Source organism: Escherichia albertii (genome assembly GCF_028622335.1).
GTDB lineage: Bacteria > Pseudomonadota > Gammaproteobacteria > Enterobacterales > Enterobacteriaceae > Escherichia > Escherichia albertii.
The window spans coordinates 3,723,488-3,747,852 of record NZ_CP117568.1; the positions used below are offsets into that span (position 1 = coordinate 3,723,488).

At 52.0% G+C, this 24,365-nt stretch carries 23 protein-coding genes and 1 other annotated feature; of the genes, 17 read left to right on the forward strand and 6 right to left on the reverse strand.

What is annotated here, in order from left to right:
- Positions 1–2: 2 nt before the first annotated feature.
- Positions 3–722 (forward strand): purine-nucleoside phosphorylase, encoded by a 720-nt coding sequence (deoD, locus tag PS053_RS18055; protein WP_000224873.1) that lies wholly within the window; start codon positions 3–5, stop codon positions 720–722.
- A 76-nt stretch (positions 723–798) separates the two neighbouring features.
- Here the strand turns inward: deoD and lplA are convergent, their stop codons facing one another.
- Positions 799–1,815, reverse strand: a complete 1,017-nt coding sequence (gene lplA / locus PS053_RS18060; RefSeq protein WP_059235070.1) for a lipoate--protein ligase — start codon at positions 1,813–1,815, stop codon at positions 799–801.
- Positions 1,816–1,842: 27 nt separating this feature from the next.
- On the reverse strand, positions 1,843–2,487 hold the full coding sequence (locus tag PS053_RS18065; protein ID WP_000124621.1) for a YtjB family periplasmic protein: 645 nt from the start codon (positions 2,485–2,487) through the stop codon (positions 1,843–1,845).
- A gap of 105 nt (positions 2,488–2,592) precedes the next feature.
- Here PS053_RS18065 and serB point away from each other — a divergent pair, with 105 nt between their 5' ends.
- The 3 genes from serB to nadR are packed head-to-tail and all read left to right on the forward strand — an operon-like array spanning position 2,593 to position 6,245.
- Entirely contained in the window at positions 2,593–3,561 is a 969-nt protein-coding gene (gene serB, locus PS053_RS18070; RefSeq protein WP_001132970.1) for a phosphoserine phosphatase, read from the forward strand.
- Between the two features lie 48 nt (positions 3,562–3,609).
- Complete coding sequence (gene radA, locus PS053_RS18075) at positions 3,610–4,992, forward strand: DNA repair protein RadA (RefSeq protein WP_001029698.1); 1,383 nt, start codon at positions 3,610–3,612, stop codon at positions 4,990–4,992.
- A 20-nt stretch (positions 4,993–5,012) separates the two neighbouring features.
- The gene (gene nadR / locus PS053_RS18080) at positions 5,013–6,245 is read left to right on the forward strand and encodes a multifunctional transcriptional regulator/nicotinamide-nucleotide adenylyltransferase/ribosylnicotinamide kinase NadR (protein WP_000093821.1); all 1,233 of its coding nucleotides are present in this window, start codon (positions 5,013–5,015) and stop codon (positions 6,243–6,245) included.
- Between the two features lie 120 nt (positions 6,246–6,365).
- Here nadR and ettA read toward each other — a convergent pair whose 3' ends face one another.
- The gene (ettA, locus tag PS053_RS18085) at positions 6,366–8,033 is read right to left on the reverse strand and encodes an energy-dependent translational throttle protein EttA (protein ID WP_000046763.1); all 1,668 of its coding nucleotides are present in this window, start codon (positions 8,031–8,033) and stop codon (positions 6,366–6,368) included.
- A 206-nt stretch (positions 8,034–8,239) separates the two neighbouring features.
- On the opposite strand from ettA, the gene sltY reads away from it, so the two are divergent.
- Together sltY and trpR are read left to right on the forward strand one after the other, a co-directional pair.
- On the forward strand, positions 8,240–10,177 hold the full coding sequence (gene sltY / locus PS053_RS18090; protein ID WP_059214681.1) for a murein transglycosylase: 1,938 nt from the start codon (positions 8,240–8,242) through the stop codon (positions 10,175–10,177).
- Positions 10,178–10,266: 89 nt separating this feature from the next.
- Positions 10,267–10,593, forward strand: coding sequence for a trp operon repressor (trpR, locus tag PS053_RS18095; RefSeq protein WP_000068677.1), 327 nt, complete (start codon positions 10,267–10,269; stop codon positions 10,591–10,593).
- A gap of 42 nt (positions 10,594–10,635) precedes the next feature.
- Here trpR and yjjX read toward each other — a convergent pair whose 3' ends face one another.
- Positions 10,636–11,148 (reverse strand): inosine/xanthosine triphosphatase, encoded by a 513-nt coding sequence (gene yjjX / locus PS053_RS18100; protein WP_000554402.1) that lies wholly within the window; start codon positions 11,146–11,148, stop codon positions 10,636–10,638.
- Between the two features lie 51 nt (positions 11,149–11,199).
- Between yjjX and gpmB the strand changes: the two genes are divergently transcribed.
- Complete coding sequence (gene gpmB / locus PS053_RS18105) at positions 11,200–11,847, forward strand: 2,3-diphosphoglycerate-dependent phosphoglycerate mutase GpmB (RefSeq protein WP_256878703.1); 648 nt, start codon at positions 11,200–11,202, stop codon at positions 11,845–11,847.
- Here gpmB and robA read toward each other — a convergent pair.
- Positions 11,844–12,713: an MDR efflux pump AcrAB transcriptional activator RobA gene (gene robA, locus PS053_RS18110; RefSeq protein ID WP_000371660.1), complete on the reverse strand. Its 870-nt coding sequence runs from the start codon at positions 12,711–12,713 to the stop codon at positions 11,844–11,846. The two genes, gpmB and robA, sit on opposite strands and share 4 nt — an antisense overlap.
- A gap of 211 nt (positions 12,714–12,924) precedes the next feature.
- Here robA and creA point away from each other — a divergent pair, with 211 nt between their 5' ends.
- Genes creA through creD form a run of 4 tightly spaced genes read left to right on the forward strand, consistent with a single transcriptional unit; the run spans position 12,925 to position 16,934 of the window.
- Positions 12,925–13,398: a protein CreA gene (gene creA, locus PS053_RS18115; RefSeq protein WP_000875489.1), complete on the forward strand. Its 474-nt coding sequence runs from the start codon at positions 12,925–12,927 to the stop codon at positions 13,396–13,398.
- Between the two features lie 12 nt (positions 13,399–13,410).
- Positions 13,411–14,100, forward strand: coding sequence for a two-component system response regulator CreB (gene creB, locus PS053_RS18120; RefSeq protein ID WP_059227933.1), 690 nt, complete (start codon positions 13,411–13,413; stop codon positions 14,098–14,100).
- On the forward strand, positions 14,100–15,524 hold the full coding sequence (creC, locus tag PS053_RS18125; protein ID WP_256878702.1) for a two-component system sensor histidine kinase CreC: 1,425 nt from the start codon (positions 14,100–14,102) through the stop codon (positions 15,522–15,524). The genes creB and creC overlap by 1 nt, the downstream gene beginning before the upstream one ends.
- 57 nt (positions 15,525–15,581) lie before the next feature.
- Positions 15,582–16,934 (forward strand): cell envelope integrity protein CreD, encoded by a 1,353-nt coding sequence (gene creD / locus PS053_RS18130; RefSeq protein WP_256878701.1) that lies wholly within the window; start codon positions 15,582–15,584, stop codon positions 16,932–16,934.
- Between the two features lie 195 nt (positions 16,935–17,129).
- Here the strand turns inward: creD and arcA are convergent, their stop codons facing one another.
- On the reverse strand, positions 17,130–17,846 hold the full coding sequence (gene arcA / locus PS053_RS18135) for a two-component system response regulator ArcA (RefSeq protein WP_001194358.1): 717 nt from the start codon (positions 17,844–17,846) through the stop codon (positions 17,130–17,132).
- Positions 17,847–17,941: 95 nt separating this feature from the next.
- Here arcA and yjjY point away from each other — a divergent pair, with 95 nt between their 5' ends.
- The 6 genes from yjjY (at position 17,942) to thrC (ending at position 24,211) form a co-directional block, all read left to right on the forward strand.
- Positions 17,942–18,082 (forward strand): YjjY family protein, encoded by a 141-nt coding sequence (yjjY, locus tag PS053_RS18140; RefSeq protein ID WP_001303782.1) that lies wholly within the window; start codon positions 17,942–17,944, stop codon positions 18,080–18,082.
- 399 nt (positions 18,083–18,481) lie between these two features.
- Positions 18,482–19,168: a tRNA/rRNA methyltransferase gene (locus PS053_RS18145; protein WP_001223201.1), complete on the forward strand. Its 687-nt coding sequence runs from the start codon at positions 18,482–18,484 to the stop codon at positions 19,166–19,168.
- Between the two features lie 213 nt (positions 19,169–19,381).
- Positions 19,382–19,447, forward strand: coding sequence for a thr operon leader peptide (thrL, locus tag PS053_RS18150; protein WP_001386572.1), 66 nt, complete (start codon positions 19,382–19,384; stop codon positions 19,445–19,447).
- Positions 19,383–19,502 (forward strand) — a sequence feature (Thr leader region). Its footprint overlaps the gene before it by 65 nt.
- Positions 19,503–19,527: 25 nt before the next feature.
- Positions 19,528–21,990: a bifunctional aspartate kinase/homoserine dehydrogenase I gene (gene thrA / locus PS053_RS18155; protein ID WP_054409900.1), complete on the forward strand. Its 2,463-nt coding sequence runs from the start codon at positions 19,528–19,530 to the stop codon at positions 21,988–21,990.
- A gap of 1 nt (position 21,991) precedes the next feature.
- A complete protein-coding gene (thrB, locus tag PS053_RS18160) occupies positions 21,992–22,924 on the forward strand; it encodes a homoserine kinase (protein WP_000241676.1) in 933 nt (310 codons plus the stop codon).
- Positions 22,925–24,211: a threonine synthase gene (thrC, locus tag PS053_RS18165; protein WP_054409896.1), complete on the forward strand. Its 1,287-nt coding sequence runs from the start codon at positions 22,925–22,927 to the stop codon at positions 24,209–24,211.
- The last annotated feature ends 154 nt before the right edge of the window (positions 24,212–24,365 follow it).

Sequence of the window (24,365 nt, forward strand, 5' to 3'; positions counted from 1 at the left end):
CGATGGCTACCCCACACATTAATGCAGAAATGGGCGATTTCGCTGACGTAGTTTTGATGCCAGGCGACCCGCTGCGTGCAAAATATATTGCTGAAAACTTTCTTGAAGATGTCCGTGAAGTGAACAACGTTCGCGGTATGCTGGGCTTTACCGGTACTTACAAGGGCCGCAAAATTTCCGTAATGGGTCACGGTATGGGTATCCCGTCCTGCTCCATCTACACCAAAGAACTGATCACCGATTTCGGCGTGAAGAAAATCATCCGCGTGGGTTCCTGTGGCGCAGTTCTGCCGCACGTAAAACTGCGTGACGTGGTGATCGGTATGGGTGCCTGCACCGACTCCAAAGTTAACCGTATCCGTTTTAAAGACCATGACTTCGCCGCTATCGCTGACTTTGACATGGTGCGTAACGCAGTGGACGCGGCTAAAGCACTGGGCGTTGATGCTCGCGTTGGTAACCTGTTCTCCGCTGATCTGTTCTACTCCCCGGATGGCGAAATGTTCGACGTGATGGAAAAATACGGCATCCTCGGCGTAGAAATGGAAGCGGCAGGTATTTATGGTGTGGCTGCAGAATTTGGCGCGAAAGCGCTGGCTATCTGCACCGTATCTGACCACATCCGTACTCACGAGCAGACCACTGCCGAAGAGCGTCAGACTACCTTCAATGACATGATCAAAATCGCGCTGGAATCCGTTCTGCTGGGCGATAAAGAGTAATTGTGTTTCGCTGAAAGGCGATTGTCGTGTGAAGCCGGAGCGGGAGACTGCTCCGGCTTTTTAATTCATCAATTAACTACCGTACCGCCCCCGCTAACCATGCCGACAATTCCCGTAGCTCTTTTTCCTGTCCCGGAAAATCAATCAACAGAGCTTCACACTCTTGTTGCAGCATATCCGCGCGGTACAGGCAACCTTGCAGTTGCTCAGCCAGGGCTTCCAGCGGCGCGGGGTTGAGGCTGTCGGTAAACACCTGGGCGCGGGTAATATGGCCTTTTTCAACGTCGAAGTGTAGCTCCACGCCGCCCCAGTTAAAGCGTTCATCCAGCAGATGTGAAAACGCCGGAGCCTGACCGAAGTTCCACTCCCAGCTACTCTGACGGGCAAAGGTTTCAGCGAAATTTGGCAAGTCTGGCGTTTTGTCCGGGGAGATAATTTCCGCTTCTACACGCTCGCCATAATGGGCGAAAAAGGCTTCACGAATCGCCTCGCAAACCTGTTCATGGGTGATCCCAGGCTGCAATTCAGTCAGATTGGTCACGCGAGAACGTACCGAAGTAATGCCTTTCGCTGCCAGTTTCTTTTTATCCGGGTTGAGATAGTTTGCCAGGCGGCTGAGATCGGCATTGAGTAGCAAGGTGCCGTGGTGGAAGCCGCGATCTTTGGTTTCGCGATAGGCTGAGCCAGAGACTTTGCGATCGCCTTCGGCTGTTTTCACCACCAGGTCGTTGCGCCCGGAAGCTTCTGCGGTGACGCCAAGCGTATTCAGCGCGTTGAGTACAATCGCCGTGGAGATGGTTTTATCGTACTCCGGCTTGCCAGCCATAAAGGTAAAGCAGGTATTACCGAGGTCGTGGAACACCGCGCCGCCGCCGCTACTGCGTCGCGCCAGGCGGACGTTATCTTCTTCCATCCGCCGGGTATTGCACTCTTTCCACGGGTTCTGCGCGCGACCAATCACTACCGTGTCGGCATTGCGCCAGAGAAACAGTACGCGCTGCGTGGCGGGCATCTGGCGAAAAATACACTCTTCTACCGCCAGATTAAACCACGGGTCGTAAGAGTCAGAGATAAGCAGGCGTAATGTGGTCATAACGATTTCCTTTCTTGTAGTAATGGGTCACTCTTTTGGCTCGTTTTCTTCCTCTTCCGGTACCGAGTTGTTGGCGGTTAAAAGGAAGGGCGATTGCTGCCAGCGGGTGCGCTTACCCTGCAATAGCGTGCGAGTCAGCACCACGCCGATCGCCAGTGCGAGCAGCAACATCAGGCGTAAAATATTGGTGGTGTTATCAACCTGTTTGGCTTCGGTGGCGAGCGTATGGGTGTCCAGCGTCAGACGCAGATAGCCGAGCGGGCCATTTTTCCCCTCGATAGGTTCGACAATTTGCTGATTAAAATAGCTGCCGGCTTTTTTCCCGTTGAGCGCCAGTCGATCGCGTACTTCTACGCTTTCTCCTGCGCGAGCGATAAGATCGCCTTGTTCATCGTATACGCCCGCGTCGAGAATGCGGCTTTCATGTGTTAACTGGTTGAGTATGGTCTGAATGCGTTTTTCATCCGGCGAGTCGGTGCGCATCAGCGGCGCAACGTTCAGCGTTACCTGCCGCGCCAGGGTGCGGGCCAGTTCTTCCAGCTGTGGATTGCGCTGCCGTTGGTGGTTTTGACTAAACCAGGACGCACCTTGCATCAGGGCGACCAGCAAGGCAAGACAGAACAGGACAATCACTGCCCGATGCAGCCGGAATTTCAGTTTTGTGCGAGCCATGTTCCACCCTTTGAAAATTTGAGACTTAATGTTGCCAGAAGCAATGGATACAAGGTAGCCTCATGCGTTATTTTCCCTGCTTCGAACGATTTTACAGGAGCCTTAATGCCTAACATTACCTGGTGCGATCTGCCTGAAGATGTCTCTTTATGGCCAGGTCTGCCTCTTTCATTAAGTGGTGATGAAGTCATGCCACTGGATTACCACGCAGGTCGTAGCGGCTGGCTGCTGTATGGTCGAGGGCTGGATAAACAACGTCTGACCCAGTACCAGAGCAAACTTGGCGCGGCGATGGTGATTGTCGCCGCCTGGTGTGTGGAAGATTATCAGGTGATTCGTCTGGCAGGTTCGCTCACCGCGCGAGCAACGCGTCTGGCCCATGAAGCGCAACTGGATGTCGCGCCGTTGGGGAAAATTCCACATTTGCGTACGCCGGGGCTGTTGGTGATGGATATGGACTCCACCGCCATCCAGATTGAATGTATTGATGAAATTGCCAGGCTGGCCGGAACGGGCGAGATGGTGGCGGAAGTGACCGAACGGGCGATGCGCGGGGAACTCGATTTTACCGCCAGTCTGCGCAGTCGCGTGGCGACGCTGAAAGGCGCTGACGCGAACATTTTGCTACAGGTGCGTGAAAATCTGCCGCTGATGCCAGGATTAACGCAACTGGTGCTCAAGTTGGAAACGCTGGGCTGGAAAGTGGCGATTGCCTCCGGCGGGTTTACCTTCTTTGCTGAATATCTGCGCGACAAGCTGCGATTAACCGCCGTGGTAGCCAATGAACTGGAGATCATGGACGGTAAATTTACCGGCAATGTGATCGGCGACATTGTAGATGCACAGTACAAAGCGAAAACACTGACTCGCCTGGCGCAGGAGTATGAAATCCCGTTGGCGCAGACAGTGGCGATTGGCGATGGCGCCAACGACCTGCCGATGATCAAAGCAGCGGGGCTGGGAATTGCCTACCATGCCAAGCCAAAAGTGAATGAAAAGACGGAAGTGACCATCCGTCACGCCGACCTGATGGGCGTATTCTGCATCCTCTCTGGCAGTCTGAATCAGAAGTAATTGTACGCCCGTCATTCTGCGGGCGGCACAGCATTAACGAGGTACACCGTGGCAAAAGCTCCAAAACGCGCCTTTGTTTGTAATGAATGTGGGGCAGATTATCCGCGCTGGCAGGGACAGTGCAGCGCCTGCCATGCCTGGAATACCATCACCGAGGTGCGTCTTGCCGCGTCGCCAACGGTGGCGCGTAACGAGCGTCTCAGTGGCTATGCCGGTAGCGCCGGGGTGGCGAAAGTCCAGAAACTCTCCGATATCAGTCTTGAAGAGCTGCCGCGTTTTTCCACCGGATTTAAAGAATTTGACCGCGTGTTAGGCGGCGGCGTTGTGCCGGGAAGTGCCATTCTGATTGGCGGTAACCCCGGTGCCGGGAAATCCACGCTGTTGCTGCAAACATTGTGCAAACTGGCGCAGCAGATGAAAACGCTGTATGTCACCGGCGAAGAGTCGCTGCAACAGGTGGCGATGCGTGCTCACCGTCTCGGCCTGCCGACTGATAACCTGAATATGCTGTCAGAAACCAGCATCGAACAGATCTGCCTGATTGCCGAAGAAGAGCAACCGAAGCTGATGGTGATCGACTCTATCCAGGTGATGCACATGGCTGATGTGCAGTCTTCGCCAGGCAGCGTGGCGCAGGTGCGTGAAACGGCGGCTTACCTGACGCGCTTCGCCAAAACGCGCGGTGTGGCGATTGTCATGGTGGGTCACGTCACTAAAGATGGCTCGCTGGCTGGCCCTAAAGTGCTGGAACACTGTATCGACTGTTCGGTGCTTCTGGATGGCGATGCCGACTCCCGTTTTCGTACCTTACGCAGCCATAAAAACCGCTTCGGTGCGGTGAATGAGCTGGGCGTTTTCGCGATGACCGAACAGGGGCTGCGTGAAGTCAGCAATCCTTCCGCCATCTTCTTAAGCCGTGGCGATGAAGTGACCTCCGGCAGTTCGGTTATGGTGGTGTGGGAAGGAACGCGCCCGCTGCTGGTTGAGATCCAGGCGCTGGTCGATCACTCGATGATGGCGAATCCACGCCGCGTGGCGGTTGGGCTGGAGCAAAACCGACTGGCGATCCTGCTGGCGGTACTGCACCGTCACGGTGGTCTGCAAATGGCCGATCAGGATGTGTTTGTAAACGTGGTCGGCGGTGTGAAGGTGACCGAAACCAGTGCCGACTTAGCATTACTGCTGGCGATGGTTTCCAGCCTGCGCGACAGGCCGCTGCCGCAGGATCTGGTGGTGTTTGGTGAAGTGGGGCTGGCAGGTGAGATCCGTCCGGTGCCCAGCGGTCAGGAACGAATCTCTGAAGCGGCGAAACACGGTTTTCGCCGGGCGATTGTTCCGGCAGCCAACGTACCGAAAAAAGCGCCGGAAGGGATGCAGATTTTTGGCGTTAAAAAACTCTCCGACGCGCTCAGCGTGTTTGACGACTTATAATGAGAGATACGGAGGGAGATATGTCGTCATTTGATTACCTGAAAACTGCCATCAAGCAACAGGGCTGCACGCTACAGCAGGTAGCCGATGCCAGCGGTATGACCAAAGGGTATTTAAGCCAGTTACTGAATGCCAAAATTAAAAGCCCCAGTGCGCAAAAGCTGGAGGCGTTACACCGTTTTTTGGGGCTGGAGTTTCCCCGCCAGAAGAAAACGATCGGCGTTGTATTCGGTAAGTTTTACCCGCTGCATACTGGACATATCTATCTAATCCAGCGCGCCTGTAGCCAGGTTGACGAGCTGCATATCATTATGGGCTTTGATGATACCCGTGACCGCGCGTTGTTTGAGGACAGCGCTATGTCGCAGCAGCCAACGGTGCCGGATCGTCTGCGTTGGTTATTGCAAACCTTTAAGTATCAGAAAAATATCCGTATTCATGCTTTCAACGAAGAGGGCATGGAGCCGTATCCGCACGGCTGGGATGTGTGGAGCAACGGCATCAAAAAGTTTATGGTCGAGAAGGGGATCCAGCCGGACTTGATCTACACCTCGGAAGAAGCCGACGCGCCGCAGTATATGGAACATCTGGGGATCAAGACGGTGCTGGTCGATCCGAAACGCACTTTTATGAATATCAGCGGTGCGCAGATCCGCGAAAACCCGTTCCGCTACTGGGAATATATTCCTACCGAAGTGAAGCCGTTTTTTGTGCGTACTGTGGCGATCCTCGGTGGTGAATCGAGCGGTAAATCCACCCTGGTAAACAAACTTGCCAATATTTTCAACACTACCAGCGCGTGGGAATATGGTCGCGATTATGTTTTTTCACATCTGGGCGGCGATGAGATTGCGTTGCAGTATTCCGACTACGATAAAATCGCGCTGGGTCACGCGCAATATATTGATTTTGCAGTGAAATATGCTAATAAAGTGGCGTTTATCGACACCGATTTTGTCACTACCCAGGCGTTCTGCAAAAAGTACGAAGGGCGTGAACATCCGTTCGTACAGGCGCTGATCGATGAATATCGTTTTGATCTGGTGATCCTGCTGGAGAATAACACTCCGTGGGTGGCGGATGGTTTACGCAGCCTCGGTAGTTCGGTGGATCGTAAAGAGTTCCAGAATTTGCTGGTGGAGATGCTGGAAGAGAACAATATCGAATTCGTGCGAGTTGAAGAGGACGATTACGACAGCCGTTTCCTGCGCTGCGTGGAGCTGGTGCGGGAGATGATGGGGGAGCAGAGATAAGACCCAATGCCCGATGCGATGCTTACCGCGTCTTATCAGGCCTACGGTTTCACAACGTATTGAAATCGCTGGTTTTGTAGGCCGGATAAGGCGTTCACGCCGCATCCGGCATTTTACGCATTACTTCGCAATACGCTTGTACTTGATACGCTTCGGCTCCAGCGCGTCTGCACCCAGCGTGCGTTTCTTATACTCTTCGTACTCGGTAAAGTTACCTTCGAAGAACTCAACTTTACCTTCATCCTGGTAGTCCAGAATGTGCGTGGCGATACGGTCGAGGAACCAACGGTCGTGCGAGATAACCATCGCGCAGCCCGGGAACTCCAGCAGGGCGTTTTCCAGCGCGCGCAGGGTTTCGATATCCAGGTCGTTGGTCGGTTCGTCGAGCAGCAGCATGTTGCCGCCAACTTGCAGCAATTTCGCCAGGTGCAGACGACCGCGCTCACCACCGGAGAGTTCGCCAACGTGTTTACCCTGATCAACCCCTTTGAAGTTAAAGCGGCCAACGTAGGCGCGACTTGGCATCTCGGTGTTGCCGATTTTCATGATATCCAGCCCGCCGGAAACTTCTTCCCATACGGTTTTGCTGTTATCCATTGAGTCACGGAACTGATCAACCGATGCCAGTTTTACTGTTTCACCCAAAGTGATGGTGCCGCTGTCCGGCTGTTCCTGACCGGAGATCATACGGAACAGTGTCGATTTACCCGCGCCGTTCGGACCGATGATCCCAACGATTGCCCCTTTCGGGATCGAGAAGCTCAGGTCATCAATCAGCAGGCGATCGCCGTAGGATTTACGCAGGTTGCTGACTTCCAGCACTTTATCGCCCAGACGTGGTCCAGGTGGAATAAACAGTTCGTTGGTTTCGTTACGTTTCTGATATTCGGTGCTGTTCAGCTCTTCAAAGCGTGCCAGACGCGCTTTGCCTTTCGACTGACGGCCTTTTGTGCCCTGACGCACCCATTCCAGCTCTTTCTCAATCGATTTACGACGCGCTGCTTCTTGTGAAGCTTCTTGCGCCAGACGCTGATCTTTCTGCTCCAGCCAGGAGGAGTAGTTGCCTTCCCACGGAATACCTTCACCACGGTCAAGTTCGAGGATCCAGCCAGCGACGTTATCGAGGAAGTAACGGTCGTGGGTAATCGCCACCACGGTGCCTTCGAAGTCGTGCAGGAAGCGCTCCAGCCATGCCACGGATTCCGCATCCAGGTGGTTGGTCGGTTCGTCGAGCAGCAGCATGTCTGGTTTTTCTAACAGCAGGCGGCACAACGCCACGCGACGACGCTCACCACCGGAGAGGTTAGCGATTTTTGCCTCCCAGTCCGGCAGACGCAGCGCATCCGCCGCGCGCTCCAGTTGCACGTTCAGGTTATGACCGTCGTGAGCCTGAATGATTTCTTCCAGACGGCCCTGCTCAGCAGCCAGTTTGTCAAAATCAGCATCTGGATCGGCATACAGCGCATACACTTCGTCCAGACGTTTCAGCGCATTAACCACTTCAGAAAGCGCTTCTTCCACGGATTCACGCACCGTGTGTTCCGGGTTCAGTTGCGGTTCCTGCGGCAAATAACCAATCTTAATATCTGGCTGCGGGCGAGCTTCGCCTTCGATGTCTTTATCAATGCCCGCCATAATGCGCAGCAGGGTAGATTTACCCGCGCCGTTCAGACCCAGGACGCCGATTTTTGCCCCAGGGAAGAAACTCAGAGAGATGTTTTTCAAAATATGACGTTTCGGCGGAACAACTTTGCCGACACGATGCATGGTATAAACGAATTGAGCCACGTTGGACTTCGCCTCTATGTTTATCGTGATAATGAGTTTTCAAAGGCGAAGTGTAGCCTGTTTCCCTGTCTAATCCCAGCCAGTCGATCACTCCGTAAAAGTAAAAAAGTGTCCGTAACGTGGCGCAAACGGCAATGACTGGTTAGCATAAATCTATTACGCGGCATGATGCTGCATTGATGTATTGACACTTAGAGGATGCGCTTGTGGAAAAAGCCAAACAAGTTACCTGGCGGCTGTTGGCTGCCGGTGTCTGTCTGCTGACCGTCAGCAGCGTGGCGCGAGCCGACTCACTGGATGAGCAGCGTAGCCGCTACGCGCAAATTAAGCAGGCCTGGGATAATCGACAAATGGATGTGGTCGAACAAATGATGCCATCCCTGAAGGATTATCCGCTTTACCCCTATCTGGAATATCGCCAGATCACTGATGATTTAATGAATCAACCGGCGATCACGGTCACTAACTTTGTTCGTGCCAACCCTACGCTTCCTCCGGCTCGTACGCTGCAATCACGTTTCGTCAATGAACTGGCGAGACGCGAAGACTGGCGTGGCTTGTTAGCGTTTAGCCCGGAAAAGCCTGCGACTACCGAAGCGCAATGTAATTACTACTATGCAAAATGGAACACCGGGCAGAGTGAAGAAGCCTGGCAAGGGGCGAAAGAGCTGTGGCTAACCGGCAAGAGCCAGCCTAATGCTTGTGACAAATTATTTAGCGTCTGGCGCGCGTCAGGCAAACAAGATCCGCTGGCGTATTTAGAGCGTATCCGCCTGGCGATGAAAGCGGGTAACACAGGTCTGGTGACCGTGCTGGCAGGGCAGATGCCAGCCGATTACCAGACTATCGCTTCGGCAATCATTTCACTGGCGAACAACCCTAATACGGTGCTGACCTTTGCGCGTACAACTGGAGCGACCGATTTTACCCGTCAGATGGCGGCAGTAGCCTTTGCCAGCGTCGCGCGCCAGGATGCAGAAAACGCACGGCTGATGATCCCTTCGCTTGCTCAGGCGCAGCAGCTTAATGAAGATCAGATTCAGGAACTGCGCGATATCGTTGCCTGGCGTTTGATGGGCAACGATGTCACTGACGAACAAGCAAAATGGCGCGATGACGCCATTATGCGCTCGCAATCCACGTCGTTGATTGAACGCCGCGTACGGATGGCGCTGGGTACTGGCGATCGTCGGGGCCTGAATACTTGGCTGGCACGCTTGCCGATGGAAGCGAAAGAGAAAGATGAATGGCGTTACTGGCAGGCGGATTTATTGCTGGAACGTGGGCGTGACACTGAAGCGAAAGAGATTTTACATCAGTTAATGCAGCAGCGTGGTTTCTACCCGATGGTTGCTGCTCAGCGCCTTGGCGAAGAGTATCAACTGAAGATTGATAAAGCGTCGCAGAATGTCGACAGTGCTCTGATTCAGGGGCCGGAGATGGCGCGCGTGCGCGAGCTGATGTACTGGAATCTCGATAATACCGCGCGTAGCGAGTGGGCTAATCTGGTGAAGAGCAGGTCGAAAGTCGAGCAGGCGCAACTGGCACGGTATGCTTTCAACAATCACTGGTGGGATCTCAGCGTTCAGGCGACGATCGCCGGAAAACTTTGGGATCATCTGGAGGAGCGATTCCCGCTGGCCTACAACGATCTTTTCAAACGCTACACCAGCGGTAAAGAGATCCCGCAAAGCTATGCGATGGCGATTGCTCGTCAGGAGAGCGCCTGGAATCCGAAAGTGAAGTCACCGGTCGGGGCCAGCGGGCTGATGCAGATTATGCCTGGTACGGCGACCCATACGGTGAAGATGTTTTCTATTCCTGGTTACAGCAGCCCTGGGCAATTGTTAGATCCAGAAACGAACATCAACATCGGCACCAGCTACCTGCAATATGTTTATCAGCAGTTTGGCAATAACCGCATTTTCTCCTCGGCAGCCTATAATGCCGGCCCAGGGCGGGTACGCACCTGGCTTGGCAACAGCGCGGGGCGTATCGACGCGGTGGCGTTTGTCGAGAGCATTCCATTCTCCGAAACACGCGGTTATGTGAAGAACGTGCTGGCTTATGACGCGTACTATCGCTATTTCATGGGCGAAAAGCCAACCTTGATGAGCGCCACAGAATGGGGGCGTCGTTACTGATCTGTCCGTTTATGATATGCTATCGTACTCTTTAGCGAGTACAACCGGGGGAGGCATTTGACTTCCCCCGCTAACAATGGCGACACACTATGGCTCAACAATCACCCTATTCAGCAGCGATGGCAGAACAGCGTCACCAGGAGTGGTTACGCTTTGTCGACTTGCTTAAGAATGCCTACCAAAACGATCTCCATTTACCACTGCTAAACCTGATGCTGACGCCGGATGAACGAGAAGCATTGGGGACTCGCGTGCGTATCGTCGAAGAGTTGTTGCGCGGTGAAATGAGCCAGCGCGAGTTAAAAAATGAACTCGGCGCAGGCATTGCCACCATTACGCGTGGATCTAACAGCCTGAAAGCCGCGCCTGTCGAGCTGCGTCAGTGGCTGGAAGACGTGTTGCTAAAAAGCGATTGATTTTGTAGGCCTGATAAGATGCGTCAGCGTCGCATCAGGCGCTTAATACACCGCATTATGAAACGGACTCAGTGCCAGGATCACCGCCTGGTAATAGACGCTGGCGCGAGTGAGTTTCCCGGCGGTAAACACGCCGATTGCTCCTTCTTTACGACCAATCTCATCAATGCCGGTATAGCGCGACATTACGGGGCCAAGCGCCTCGCCTTCACGTACTTTCTCCAGAATCACCGCAGGCAACGGCAGAGTTGCCGAACGCGCTTCGCCACGTTGGCTGGCGTTTTCAATCACCACCCAACTAAAGGTGCTGTCGCCATCAATCCCCGCTTCAATCGCCACCCAAAAATCAGCCTCTGGATGTAAACAGCGGGCATTTGCTACCCGATTTCGTGCGCCAGCGCGCGTTTCCTCACTGCCAAAAGGTTGTTCCGGTACGCCGCTCTCGACGGCGACAGACGCAATATGGCAGGATCCTTCGCCGAAGATCTCGTGAAATGCCTGCAGGATGGCCTGAATTTTAGCGGGATTGGTGGTCGCACAGACAACTTGGTGCATAATCAGGATTACTCAGAAAATTAACGTTAAAGCAGTATACGGAAAAAAAGCATGTTACAGGTATATCTTGTCCGCCACGGTGAAACGCAGTGGAACGCCGAACGACGTATTCAGGGCCAGTCTGACAGCCCGCTGACCGCAAAAGGTGAGCAACAGGCGATGCAGGTGGCGATGCGGGCCAAAGAGCTTGGTATTACACATATCATCAGTAGCGATTTAGGCCGCACCCGACGTACGGCAGAAATCATCGCCCAGGCTTGCGGCTGTGACATCATCTTTGATTCCCGCCTGCGTGAGTTGAATATGGGCGTGCTGGAAAAAAGACACATTGATTCTCTGACTGAAGAGGAGGAGAACTGGCGTCGCCAGCTGGTGAACGGCACGGTGGATGGGCGTATTCCTGAAGGCGAATCAATGCAGGAACTCAGTGAACGCGTCAATGCCGCGCTGGAATCTTGTCGGGATTTACCTCCTGGAAGTCGCCCGCTGCTGGTGAGCCACGGGATTGCGCTGGGGTGTCTGGTGAGTACCATCCTGGGCTTACCGGCGTGGGCAGAACGCCGCTTGCGTCTGCGTAACTGTTCTATTTCGCGCGTGGATTACCAGGAAAGTCCGTGGCTGGCATTGGGGTGGGTGGTGGAAACCGCAGGGGACATCTCGCATCTGGATGCCCCTGCATTAGATGAACTGCAGCGTTAACGACGGATCGGAATCAGCAGCTCGCAGCGCAGATTAATTGGGCGATCTCCCGCTTTGGCATCTTCTGCCGGGTAGTATCGCTCAATGTCCTGACCTTTACGGCGCGTCAGGTTAAGCATTGGCATGCACGTACCGTACACCGTCAGGATAAATTCTTGCACGCCGGTTCCCAGACCTTCGTAGGTAAACATTACATATTCGCCGCCTTGCAACAGCACGGGATGCCCTGTCAATACATAACCATCGGCCTGATCCTGGGCTAGTGCGGTGGTGTAGAACACTTCTTGTTCGTCGTCTTTATCCTGACTTGGGCGCGTTTCGTTCAGGCCGTAAAGTACCGGTGGGATTGTCGGTGCGTTGCCGAGAAAATCATGCCAGAACTGGTAGCGCATTTCGTGGCGGAAGTCAGAGATTTGCTCCAGCGAGCAGGAGTAGCTCTGCGTTACACCAATCAGCGGCGTATCTTCCAGCGTGACAAATTTGTGCTCTGGTATAGAGAACTCACCCAAACGCAGCGGTGGGCGAATGCCAAAGGCGCTCCATTCTGGAGAACGACGGTAAAGCGCGGGAGTCTGGGCAAACTGCTTTTTGAACGCTCGGGTAAATGTTTGTTGAGAGTCGAAGCGGTATTGCAGCGCAATATCCAGAATCGGACGCGCGGTCAGGCGTAGCGCAACCGCTGATTTCGACAAACGACGAGCACGAATATACGCGCCAATAGCATGGCCAGTGACATCTTTAAACATTCTCTGCAGGTGCCACTTGGAATAACCTGCTTTCGCCGCTACATTGTCGAGCGACAGGGGCTGATCCAGATGACCTTCCAGCCAGATTAAAAGGTCGCGAATAATGCCGGCCTGATCCATAAAATATCCTCATCCTTTCAACAACGAGCACCTGACATCAGGTAATTGGATAATAGCATTTTTTGCTGTTTTAGCATTCAGTGTTTTTTTCTTAATAGAGTATGTTTTAGGTCTTGACGGAAATAAAAATATTGAAATTTTGTTCTTAATCAATATGTTATTTATTATAGCGAACTAATTACTCAGTGTAACTTATAAAAGTGGTAACAATATGAAATACAAGCATTTGATCCTGTCTTTAAGCCTTATAATGCTGGGACCGTTGGCACATGCGGAAGAAATTGGTTCTGTCGATACCGTATTTAAAATGATTGGCCCGGATCACAAAATTGTCGTTGAGGCTTTTGATGATCCCGATGTGAAAAATGTCACTTGCTATGTGAGCAGAGCGAAAACGGGAGGAATTAAAGGCGGATTAGGTCTGGCGGAAGATACTTCCGACGCGGCTATTTCTTGCCAGCAGGTGGGGCCAATTGAGCTAACCGAGCGTATTAAGAACGGCAAAGCTCAGGGTGAAGTGGTATTCAAAAAACGTACGTCGCTGGTTTTCAAGTCATTACAGGTCGTGCGTTTCTATGATGCCAAACGAAATGCGCTCGCTTACCTAGCCTACTCCGATAAAGTGGTTGACGGTTCACCTAAAAATGCGATCAGCGCCGTACCTGTCATGCCGTGGCGGCAATAACAGGGGCGATATATGAAACGGGAAACAGTCTGGTTAGTGGAAGACGAGCAGGGAATAGCCGACACGCTGGTCTACATGTTGCAGCTGGAAGGTTTTAGCGTCGACGTTTTCGAACGGGGCTTGCCAGTGCTGGACAAAGCGCGCCAGCAGGCTCCCGACGTCATCATTCTCGATGTTGGCTTACCTGATATCAGCGGCTTTGAATTGTGTCGCCAGTTGTTGGCTATCCATCCGGCGCTGCCGGTGCTGTTTCTGACCGCTCGTAGTGAAGAGGTGGATCGTCTGCTTGGGCTGGAGATAGGCGCTGATGACTACGTGGCTAAACCTTTTTCCCCTCGTGAAGTGTGCGCCAGAGTGCGCACTTTACTGCGGCGGGTGAAAAAGTTCTCGACGCCGCCTCCCGTTCTTCGTACTGGACATTTTGAGTTGAATGAGCCAGCGGCACAAATTAGCTGGTTTGATACGCCCTTAACGCTGACACGGTACGAATTTTTACTGTTGAAAACATTACTCAAATCGCCTGGTCGCGTCTGGTCCCGGCAGCAATTGATGGATTGTGTCTGGGAAGATGCTCAGGATACCTACGATCGTACTGTCGATACCCATATTAAAACGCTGCGTGCCAAGTTGCGCGCCATCAACCCCGAGCTTTCACCGATCAATACCCATCGCGGTATGGGATACAGCTTGAGGAGCCTGTAATGCGCATCGGCATGCGGCTGTTGCTGGGCTATTTTTTACTGGTGGCGGTAGCGGCCTGGTTCGTGCTGGCAATTTTTGTCAAAGAAGTTAAACCGGGCGTTAGAAGGGCGACGGAAGGGACGTTGATCGACACGGCAACGTTGCTGGCGGAGCTGGCGCGTCATGATTTGCTCTCTGGCGATCCTGCGCATGGACAACTGGCGCAGGCGTTTAACCAACTGCAAAATCGCCCGTTTCGCGCCAATATCGGCGGAATCAACAAAGTCCGCAATGAATACCATATCTATATGACTGATGCGCAGGGGAAGGTATTGTTCGATTCGGCAAATAAAGCCGTCGGGCAAGACTACTCTCGCTGGAACGATGTCTGGCTAACGTTGCGTGGTCAGTATGGCGCGCGCAGCACGTTGCAAAACCCTGCTGACCCCGAAAGTTCGGTGATGTATGTCGCCGCCCCCATTATGGACGGCTCACGGCTTATCGGCGTCCTGAGCGTGGGTAAGCCGAATGCGGCGATGGCGCCGGTGATTAAACGTAGCGAGCGGCGAATTTTATGGGCCAGCGCTATTTTGCTGGGAATTGCGTTGGTGATTGGTGCAGGAATGGTGTGGTGGATCAACCGCTCTATTGCCCGACTCACCCGTTATGCTGATTCCGTTACGGACAATAAGCCCGTTTCTCTCCCCAATCTCGGTAGTAGTGAGCTGCGAAAGCTCGCGCAGGCGCTGGAAAGTATGCGCGTGAAGCTGGAGGGGAAAAACTATATTGAGCAGTATGTCTATGCGTTAACCCATGAGCTGAAAAGTCCACTGGCGGCAATTCGGGGGGCGGCGGAAATTTTACGCGAAGGTCCGCCGCCGGAAGTGGTGGCACGTTTCACCGACAATATTCTGGCGCAGAATGTACGTATGCAGGCATTGGTTGAAAGATTGTTACGGCAGGCAAGGCTGGAGAATCGTCAGGAAGTGGCACTGTTGCCAGTGGATATTTCTATGCTGTTTAGAAATGTCAGCGAGGCGCGCGCAGTACAACTGACAGAAAAAAATATTACTCTGAGTGTTATTTCCTCAGAGGTTAAGGTTGCCGCTGATCCTGCGTTGCTGGAACAGGCGTTAGGAAATTTACTGGATAACGCCATCGATTTTACTCCCGGTAATGGCTGCATTACGCTTAGCGCCCACGTTGAACAGGAACATGTAACGCTTAATGTTCAGGATACCGGTAGTGGCATCCCTGACTACGCGCTTTCGCGTATTTTTGAGCGTTTTTACTCTTTGCCGCGCGAGAATGGGCAAAAAAGCAGCGGTCTGGGGCTGGCGTTCGTCAGTGAAGTCGCCCGCTTGCTTAATGGCGAAGTTACGCTGCACAACGTGCCGGAAGGCGGCGTGCTGGCCTCGCTTCGACTTCACCGTCACTTCACATAACTTCAAATTCTTCCCACATAGCCTTCGTAAACTGTCGCTATTGCAAAGGAGAAGACTATGTTGAAATCCCCCCTGTTCTGGAAGATAGCTACCCTGTTTGGCGCTGTATTACTGTTGTTGATTCCATTAATGCTGATTCGGCAGGTGATCGTCGAACGTGCCGATTATCATAGCAATGTTGAAGATGCGATTCGGCAAAGCACCAGCGGGCCGCAAAAGTTGATTGGGCCGCTCATCGCTATTCCTGTAACTGAACTTTATACGGTGCAGGAAGAGGGGAAAACTGTTGAGCGAAAGCGAAGTTTTATCCATTTTTGGTTACCGGAATCGTTGATGGTTGATGGCAATCAGAACGTGGAAGAACGCAAGATCGGCATTTATACCGGTCAGGTCTGGCACAGTGATTTAATGTTGAAAGCCGATTTCGATGTTTCGCGCCTGAGTGAATTGAATACCCCTAATCTCACTCTGGGTGAGCCCTTTATTGTCATTAGCGTTGGCGATGCGCGTGGGATTGGTGTGGTGAAAACGCCTGAGCTTAACGGAACGGCGCTGGTCATTGAGCCCGGAACGGGATTAGGGCAAGGCGGGCAGGGCGTACATATTCCTTTATCCGAAGGGAACTGGCTAAAGCAGAACCTGAAGTTAAATATGGCGCTGAATTTAAGCGGTACGGGTGATTTTTCCGTGGTGCCGACGGGGCGTAATAGCGAGATGACCTTAACCAGTAACTGGCCGCATCCCAGTTTTTTAGGTGATTTTTTGCCGGCGAAGCGGGAAATTAGCGCGTCAGGTTTTCAGGCTCAGTGGCAAAGTAGTTGGTTCGCCAATAACCTCGGAGAACGTTTTGCTACAGACAATGATAACAGCTGGGACGATTTCCCGGCGTTTAGTGTTGCGGTAACTACGCCCGCCGATCAGTATCAATTAACGGATCGTGCGACTAAATATGCCATCTTATTAATAGCCCTGACTTTTATGGCCTTTTTTATCTTTGAAACGTTAACCGCGCAACGTTTACACCCAATGCAGTATTTGCTGGTGGGATTGTCTTTGGTGATGTTTTATTTACTCTTGCTGGCGCTTTCTGAACATATTGGTTTTACGTTGGCATGGATAATTGCCAGTCTGGTGGGCGCGGTAATAAACGGTGTGTATTTACAGGCGGTATTAAAAGGCTGGCGTAACAGCATATTGTTTACCGTGGCACTGTTGGTGCTGAATGGTGTGATGTGGGGACTGCTGAATTCTGCTGATAGTGCGCTTCTGTTGGGGACGAGTGTGCTGGTGGCGGCGCTGGCAGGTATGATGTTTGTAACGCGAAATATCGACTGGTATGCATTTTCACTGCCGAAAATGAAAGCCAGCAAAGAAGTCACAATGGACGATGAGTTACGTATCTGGAAATAAAAGGCGCCGTTTGAAATTGATGAGGAACGTAAATTTGCCTGATGCGCCACGCTTATCAGGCCTACGAGGATGGTGCAATATATTGCATTTGTACGATTTTGTAAGCCGGATAAGGCGTTCGCGCCATTCAGAACGGGGCACAGCAATAAAAAACGGCGCTAAAAAGCGCCGTTTTTTGGACGGTGGTAAAGCCGATTAATCTTCCAGATCACCGCAGAAACGATAACCTTCACCGTGAATGGTGGCGATGATTTCCGGCGTATCCGGCGTAGATTCGAAGTGTTTACGAATACGACGGATTGTCACGTCTACGGTACGGTCATGTGGCTTCAGCTCACGACCGGTCATTTTCTTCAGCAGTTCAGCACGAGACTGAATTTTGCCTGGGTTTTCGCAGAAGTGAAGCATGGCGCGGAACTCACTGCGTGGCAGTTTGTACTGCTCGCCATCAGGGCCGATCAATGAACGGCTGTTGATGTCCAGTTCCCAACCATTGAACTTATAGCTTTCAACGCTACGACGTTCTTCGCTGACAGTGCCCAGATTCATGGTACGGGACAGCAGGTTGCGTGCACGGATAGTCAGTTCACGCGGGTTGAACGGTTTGGTGATGTAGTCATCTGCGCCAATTTCGAGGCCGAGAATTTTATCGACTTCGTTGTCACGGCCAGTCAGGAACATCAACGCAACATTCGCCTGTTCGCGCAGTTCACGCGCTAACAGAAGGCCGTTCTTACCCGGCAGATTGATATCCATGATCACCAGGTTGATGTCATATTCGGAGAGGATCTGATGCATTTCCGCGCCATCTGTCGCTTCGAAAACATCATAGCCTTCCGCTTCGAAAATACTTTTCAACGTGTTGCGTGTTACCAACTCGTCTTCAACGATAAGAATGTGCGGGGTCTGCATGTTTGCTACCTAAATTGCCAACTAAATCGAAACAGGAAGTACAAAAGTCCCTGACCTGCCTGATGCATGCTGCAAATTAACATGATCGGCTTAACATGACTAAAGTACGTAATTGCGTTCTTGATGCACTTTCCATCAACGTCAACAACATCATTAGCTTGGTCGTGGGTACTTTCCCTCAGGACCCGACAGTGTCAAAAACGGCTGTCATCCTAACCATTTTAACAGCAACATAACAGGCTAAGACGTGCCGGACACCCAATAAAACTACGCTTCGTTGACATATATCAAGTTCAATTGTAGCACGTTAACAGTTTGATGAAATCATCGTATCTAAATGCTAGCTTTCGTCACATTATTTTAATAATCCAACTAGTTGCATCATACAACTAATAAACGTGGTGAATCCAATTGTCGAGATTTATTTTTTATAAAATTATCCTAAGTAAACAGAAGGATATGTAGTATTTTTTAACAATTCAATCATTAGTACGGTCAGGAAATAGTTTAGCTTTTTTTAAGCTAAGTAGAGGGCTTTTTCTGCGACTTACGTTAATATTTTGTAAATTCGCTCCGCGTAATAAGTTGACATTAATCATCTTATTCGTGGTTATTTGGTCAAGAAGAGTGGCAACATGCGTATAACGATTATTCTGGTTGCTCCAGCCAGAGCAGAAAATATTGGTGCAGCGGCGCGGGCAATGAAAACGATGGGATTTAGCGAACTGCGTATTGTCGATAGCCAGGCGTATCTGGAACCAGCTACGCGTTGGGTTGCTCATGGCTCTGGTGATATCATTGATAATATTGCTGTTTTCTCAACACTTGAAGAAGCGTTGCAGGACGTGGATTTCACCGTCGCCACCACCGCACGTAGCCGGGCAAAATATCATTATTACGCCACGCCTGTGGAGCTGGTGCCGTTGCTGGCAGAAAAATCGGCGTGGATGAACCATATTGCACTGGTGTTTGGCAGGGAAGATTCCGGTCTGACCAACGAGGAACTGGCGCTGGCTGATATTCTTACCGGCGTACCGATGGTGGCGGATTATCCTTCGCTTAATCTGGGGCAGGCTGTGATGGTCTATTGCTATCAATTAGCAACATTAATACAACAACCGACGAAAAGTGACGCATCGGCAGATCAATACCAATTGCGTGCTTTACGCGAACGCGTTATGTCGTTGTTAACGACGTTAGCGGTGGCAGATGACACAAAACTGGTGGACTGGATACAACAACGTATCGGGCGTTTAGAACAGCGTGATACCGCAATGTTGCATCGTTTGCTGCATGATATTGAAAAAAATATCACCAAATAAAAAATTACAATGAAGGTTATTTTCAGATTTTCATTCTGACTGCAACGGGCAATATGTTCCTGTGCAGATTAAAAAAAGAGTGCCTGGTAGCAGCTTATGAACTTATTGCCTGCCGTGAGTAAATTAAAATTTTATTGACTTAGGTCACTAAATACTTTAACCAATATAGGCATAGCGCACAGACAGATAAAAATTACAGAGTACACAACATCCATGAAACGCATCAGCACCACCATTACCACCACCATCACCATTACTACAGGTAACGGTGCGGGCTGACGCGTACAGGAAACACAGAAAAAAGCCCGCACCTGACAGTGCGGGCTTTTTTTTCGACCAAAGGTAACGAGGTAACAACCATGCGAGTGTTGAAGTTCGGCGGTACATCAGTGGCAAATGCAGAACGTTTTCTGCGGGTTGCCGATATTCTGGAGAGCAATGCCAGGCAGGGGCAGGTGGCGACCGTCCTCTCTGCCCCCGCCAAAATCACCAACCATCTGGTGGCGATGATTGAAAAAACCATTAGCGGCCAGGATGCTTTACCCAATATCAGCGATGCCGAACGTATTTTTGCCGAACTTCTGACTGGACTCGCCGACGCCCAGCCGGGATTTCCACTGGCGCAACTGAAAACTTTCGTCGATCTGGAATTCGCTCAAATAAAACATGTTCTGCATGGCATCAGTCTGTTAGGGCAGTGCCCGGATAGCATTAATGCCGCGCTGATTTGCCGTGGCGAAAAAATGTCGATTGCCATTATGGCGGGTGTGCTGGAAGCGCGTGGCCACAACGTTACGGTTATCGATCCAGTTGAAAAACTGTTGGCAGTTGGTCATTACCTCGAATCTACCGTTGATATTACTGAGTCTACCCGCCGTATTGCCGCAAGTCGCATTCCTGCTGACCACATGGTGCTGATGGCCGGTTTCACAGCCGGTAACGAAAAAGGCGAACTGGTGGTGCTGGGGCGTAACGGTTCTGACTACTCTGCAGCCGTACTGGCAGCTTGTTTACGCGCCGATTGTTGTGAGATCTGGACTGACGTTGATGGCGTTTATACCTGTGACCCGCGTCAGGTGCCCGATGCGAGGTTGTTGAAGTCGATGTCCTACCAGGAAGCGATGGAGCTTTCCTACTTCGGCGCTAAAGTTCTTCACCCCCGCACCATTACCCCCATCGCCCAGTTCCAGATCCCTTGCCTGATAAAAAATACCGGAAACCCTCAAGCGCCGGGTACGCTCATTGGCGCCAGTCGTGATGAAGATGAGTTGCCGGTGAAGGGAATTTCCAACCTGAATAACATGGCGATGTTTAGCGTTTCCGGTCCGGGAATGAAAGGAATGGTCGGCATGGCGGCGCGCGTCTTTGCAGCGATGTCACGCGCCCGTATTTCAGTGGTGCTGATTACGCAATCGTCTTCCGAATACAGTATCAGTTTCTGCGTACCACAAAGCGACTGTGTGCGAGCTGAACGGGCGATGCAGGAAGAGTTCTATCTTGAACTGAAAGAAGGTCTGCTGGAGCCGCTGGCAGTCACTGAACGGCTGGCGATTATCTCAGTAGTGGGCGATGGTATGCGTACGTTGCGTGGCATCTCAGCGAAATTTTTTGCTGCGCTGGCGCGCGCTAATATCAATATTGTTGCCATTGCTCAGGGATCTTCCGAACGTTCTATCTCCGTAGTGGTAAATAACGATGACGCAACTACTGGTGTGCGCGTTACCCACCAGATGCTATTCAATACCGATCAGGTTATTGAAGTGTTTGTCATTGGCGTCGGTGGCGTGGGCGGGGCGTTGCTGGAGCAACTGAAGCGTCAGCAAAGCTGGCTTAAGAACAAACATATCGACTTACGCGTTTGCGGCGTCGCTAACTCGAAGGCGTTGCTGACTAATGTACATGGCCTCAATCTGGAAAACTGGCAGGAAGAGCTTGCACAAGCCAAAGAGCCGTTTAACCTTGGGCGCTTAATTCGCCTGGTGAAAGAATATCATTTGTTGAACCCGGTCATTGTTGACTGCACCTCCAGCCAGGCAGTAGCGGATCAATATGCCGACTTCCTGCGCGAAGGTTTCCACGTTGTTACGCCGAACAAAAAGGCCAACACCTCGTCGATGGATTACTACCATCTGTTGCGTCATGCGGCGGAAAAGTCGCGGCGTAAATTCCTCTACGACACCAACGTCGGCGCGGGATTGCCGGTTATTGAGAACCTGCAAAACTTGCTCAGTGCTGGCGATGAATTGATGAAATTCTCCGGCATTCTTTCGGGCTCGCTCTCATTTATCTTCGGTAAATTAGATGAAGGTATGAGTTTCTCTGAGGCGACCGCCCTGGCCCGGGAAATGGGCTATACCGAACCGGACCCGCGAGATGATCTTTCCGGTATGGATGTGGCGCGCAAATTGTTGATTCTCGCCCGTGAAACCGGGCGGGAACTGGAGCTGTCGGATATCGAGATTGAACCTGTGCTGCCAGCCGACTTTAACGCGGAAGGTGATGTTGCGGCATTTATGGCGAATCTGGTGCGACTGGATGCTCTCTTTGCCGCGCGCGTGGCAAAGGCGCGCGATGAAGGCAAAGTATTGCGCTATGTTGGCAATATTGATGAAGATGGCGTCTGCCGCGTGAAGATTGCTGAAGTCGACGGTAACGATCCGCTGTTTAAAGTGAAAAACGGCGAAAACGCATTGGCCTTCTATAGTCACTATTATCAGCCGCTGCCGCTGGTTCTCCGCGGTTATGGCGCGGGCAATGACGTTACGGCTGCCGGCGTCTTTGCCGATCTGCTACGCACTCTTTCATGGAAGTTAGGAGTCTGACATGGTTAAAGTTTATGCTCCGGCGTCCAGTGCCAATATGAGCGTCGGGTTTGATGTGCTTGGAGCGGCAGTGACGCCTGTTGATGGTTCCTTGTTGGGGGATGTCGTGACGGTTGAAGCGGCAGAGCATTTCAGCCTCAATAACCTCGGACGGTTTGCCGATAAGCTGCCGTCGTCCCCACGAGAAAATATCGTTTATCAGTGCTGGGAACGTTTTTGCCAGGAACTGGGTAAGCAAATTCCGGTGGCGATGACTCTGGAAAAGAATATGCCGATCGGTTCTGGCTTAGGTTCCAGCGCCTGTTCGGTGGTCGCGGCGCTGGTGGCGATGAATGAACACTGCGGTAAGCCGCTCGATGATATCCGCCTGCTGGCCTTGATGGGCGAGCTGGAAGGGCGTATCTCCGGCAGCATTCATTACGACAACGTGGCACCGTGTTTTCTTGGCGGTATGCAGTTGATGATCGAAGAAAACGGCATCATCAGTCAGCAGGTACCAGGGTTTGATGAGTGGCTATGGGTGTTGGCGTATCCGGGAATTAAAGTCTCGACGGCAGAAGCGCGGGCCATTTTACCGGCGCAGTATCGCCGCCAGGATTGCATTGCTCATGGGCGGCATCTGGCGGGCTTCATTCATGCCTGCTATTCCCGCCAGCCTGAACTAGCCGCGAAGCTGATGAAAGATGTTATCGCGGAACCGTATCGTGAGCGTTTGTTGCCGGGCTTCAGGCAGGCACGGCAGGCGGTAGCGGAAATTGGCGCGGTGGCGAGTGGTATCTCCGGCTCAGGCCCGACGTTGTTCGCACTGTGTGACAAACCGGATACCGCCCGGCGCGTTGCTGATTGGCTGGGTAATAACTACCTGCAAAATCAGGAAGGTTTTGTTCATATTTGCCGGCTGGATACGGCGGGCGCACGAGTACTGGAAAACTAAATGAAACTCTATAATCTGAAAGATCACAACGAGCAGGTCAGCTTTGCGCAAGCCGTAACTCAGGGATTGGGCAAAAATCAGGGGCTGTTTTTTCCGCACGACCTACCGGAATTCAGCCTGACTGAAATTGATGAGATGCTGAAGCTGGATTTTGTCACCCGCAGCGCAAAGATCCTCTCCGCGTTTATTGGTGATGAGATCCCGCAGAACGTACTGGAAGAGCGCGTACGCGCGGCGTTTGCGTTCCCGGCTCCAGTTGCCAAAGTTGAAGGCGACATCGGTTGTCTGGAACTGTTTCACGGACCGACGCTGGCATTTAAAGATTTCGGCGGTCGCTTTATGGCGCAAGTGCTGACCCATATTGCGGGCGATAAGCCAGTGACCATTCTGACTGCGACTTCCGGCGATACCGGAGCGGCAGTAGCTCACGCTTTCTACGGTTTACCGAACGTTAACGTGGTCATCCTTTATCCGCGCGGCAAAATCAGCCCACTGCAAGAAAAACTGTTTTGTACGCTGGGGGGCAACATTGAAACCGTTGCTATTGACGGCGATTTCGATGCCTGTCAGGCGCTGGTGAAGCAGGCCTTTGATGATGAGGAACTGAAAGTAACGCTGGGGCTGAACTCCGCTAACTCTATCAACATCAGCCGCTTACTGGCGCAGATTTGTTATTACTTTGAGGCTGTAGCGCAGTTGCCGCAGGAAGCTCGTAACCAGTTGGTTGTCTCGGTGCCGAGCGGAAACTTCGGTGATTTGACGGCGGGGCTGCTGGCAAAATCACTCGGCTTACCGGTGAAGCGTTTTATCGCTGCCACTAACGTTAACGATACGGTGCCTCGTTTTCTCCGCGATGGGCAGTGGTCACCAAAAGCGACTCAGGCAACGTTATCCAATGCGATGGATGTTAGCCAGCCAAACAACTGGCCGCGCGTGGAAGAGTTGTTCCGCCGCAAAATCTGGCAACTTAAAGAGCTGGGGTATGCCGCGGTGGATGATGAAACCACTCAACAGACGATGCGCGAGTTAAAAGCGCTGGGATATATCTCGGAACCGCACGCTGCCGTAGCTTACCGTGCGTTGCGCGATCAGTTGCATCCTGGCGAATACGGCCTGTTCCTCGGCACCGCACATCCGGCGAAATTTAAAGAGAGCGTGGAAGCGATTCTCGGTGAAACGCTCGAACTGCCAAAAGAACTGGCAGAACGTGCTGATTTGCCATTACTTTCGCATAACCTTCCCGCCGATTTTGCTGCGCTGCGTAAACTGATGATGAATCATCAGTAATATCTATTGATTATCTAAAAAAGCCGGGCTTGCGTTTATGCAGTCCGGCTTTTTTGTGGAGAAAATATGGAGAAAATCGACAGGGAAAAAGGAGAAATTCTCAATAAATGCGGTAAGTTAGAGATTAGGATTGCAGAGGATAACAACGATCGTT

Coding starts and splice junctions, on each gene's coding strand:
- deoD (WP_000224873.1), top strand. CDS start 3: ATGGCTACCCCACACATTAATGCAGAAATGGGCGATTTCGCTGACGTA.
- lplA (WP_059235070.1), bottom strand. CDS start 1,815: ATGACCACATTACGCCTGCTTATCTCTGACTCTTACGACCCGTGGTTT.
- PS053_RS18065 (WP_000124621.1), bottom strand. CDS start 2,487: ATGGCTCGCACAAAACTGAAATTCCGGCTGCATCGGGCAGTGATTGTC.
- serB (WP_001132970.1), top strand. CDS start 2,593: ATGCCTAACATTACCTGGTGCGATCTGCCTGAAGATGTCTCTTTATGG.
- nadR (WP_000093821.1), top strand. CDS start 5,013: ATGTCGTCATTTGATTACCTGAAAACTGCCATCAAGCAACAGGGCTGC.
- trpR (WP_000068677.1), top strand. CDS start 10,267: ATGGCTCAACAATCACCCTATTCAGCAGCGATGGCAGAACAGCGTCAC.
- yjjX (WP_000554402.1), bottom strand. CDS start 11,148: ATGCACCAAGTTGTCTGTGCGACCACCAATCCCGCTAAAATTCAGGCC.
- gpmB (WP_256878703.1), top strand. CDS start 11,200: ATGTTACAGGTATATCTTGTCCGCCACGGTGAAACGCAGTGGAACGCC.
- robA (WP_000371660.1), bottom strand. CDS start 12,713: ATGGATCAGGCCGGCATTATTCGCGACCTTTTAATCTGGCTGGAAGGT.
- creA (WP_000875489.1), top strand. CDS start 12,925: ATGAAATACAAGCATTTGATCCTGTCTTTAAGCCTTATAATGCTGGGA.
- creB (WP_059227933.1), top strand. CDS start 13,411: ATGAAACGGGAAACAGTCTGGTTAGTGGAAGACGAGCAGGGAATAGCC.
- creC (WP_256878702.1), top strand. CDS start 14,100: ATGCGCATCGGCATGCGGCTGTTGCTGGGCTATTTTTTACTGGTGGCG.
- creD (WP_256878701.1), top strand. CDS start 15,582: ATGTTGAAATCCCCCCTGTTCTGGAAGATAGCTACCCTGTTTGGCGCT.
- arcA (WP_001194358.1), bottom strand. CDS start 17,846: ATGCAGACCCCGCACATTCTTATCGTTGAAGACGAGTTGGTAACACGC.
- yjjY (WP_001303782.1), top strand. CDS start 17,942: ATGACTAAAGTACGTAATTGCGTTCTTGATGCACTTTCCATCAACGTC.
- PS053_RS18145 (WP_001223201.1), top strand. CDS start 18,482: ATGCGTATAACGATTATTCTGGTTGCTCCAGCCAGAGCAGAAAATATT.
- thrA (WP_054409900.1), top strand. CDS start 19,528: ATGCGAGTGTTGAAGTTCGGCGGTACATCAGTGGCAAATGCAGAACGT.
- thrB (WP_000241676.1), top strand. CDS start 21,992: ATGGTTAAAGTTTATGCTCCGGCGTCCAGTGCCAATATGAGCGTCGGG.
- thrC (WP_054409896.1), top strand. CDS start 22,925: ATGAAACTCTATAATCTGAAAGATCACAACGAGCAGGTCAGCTTTGCG.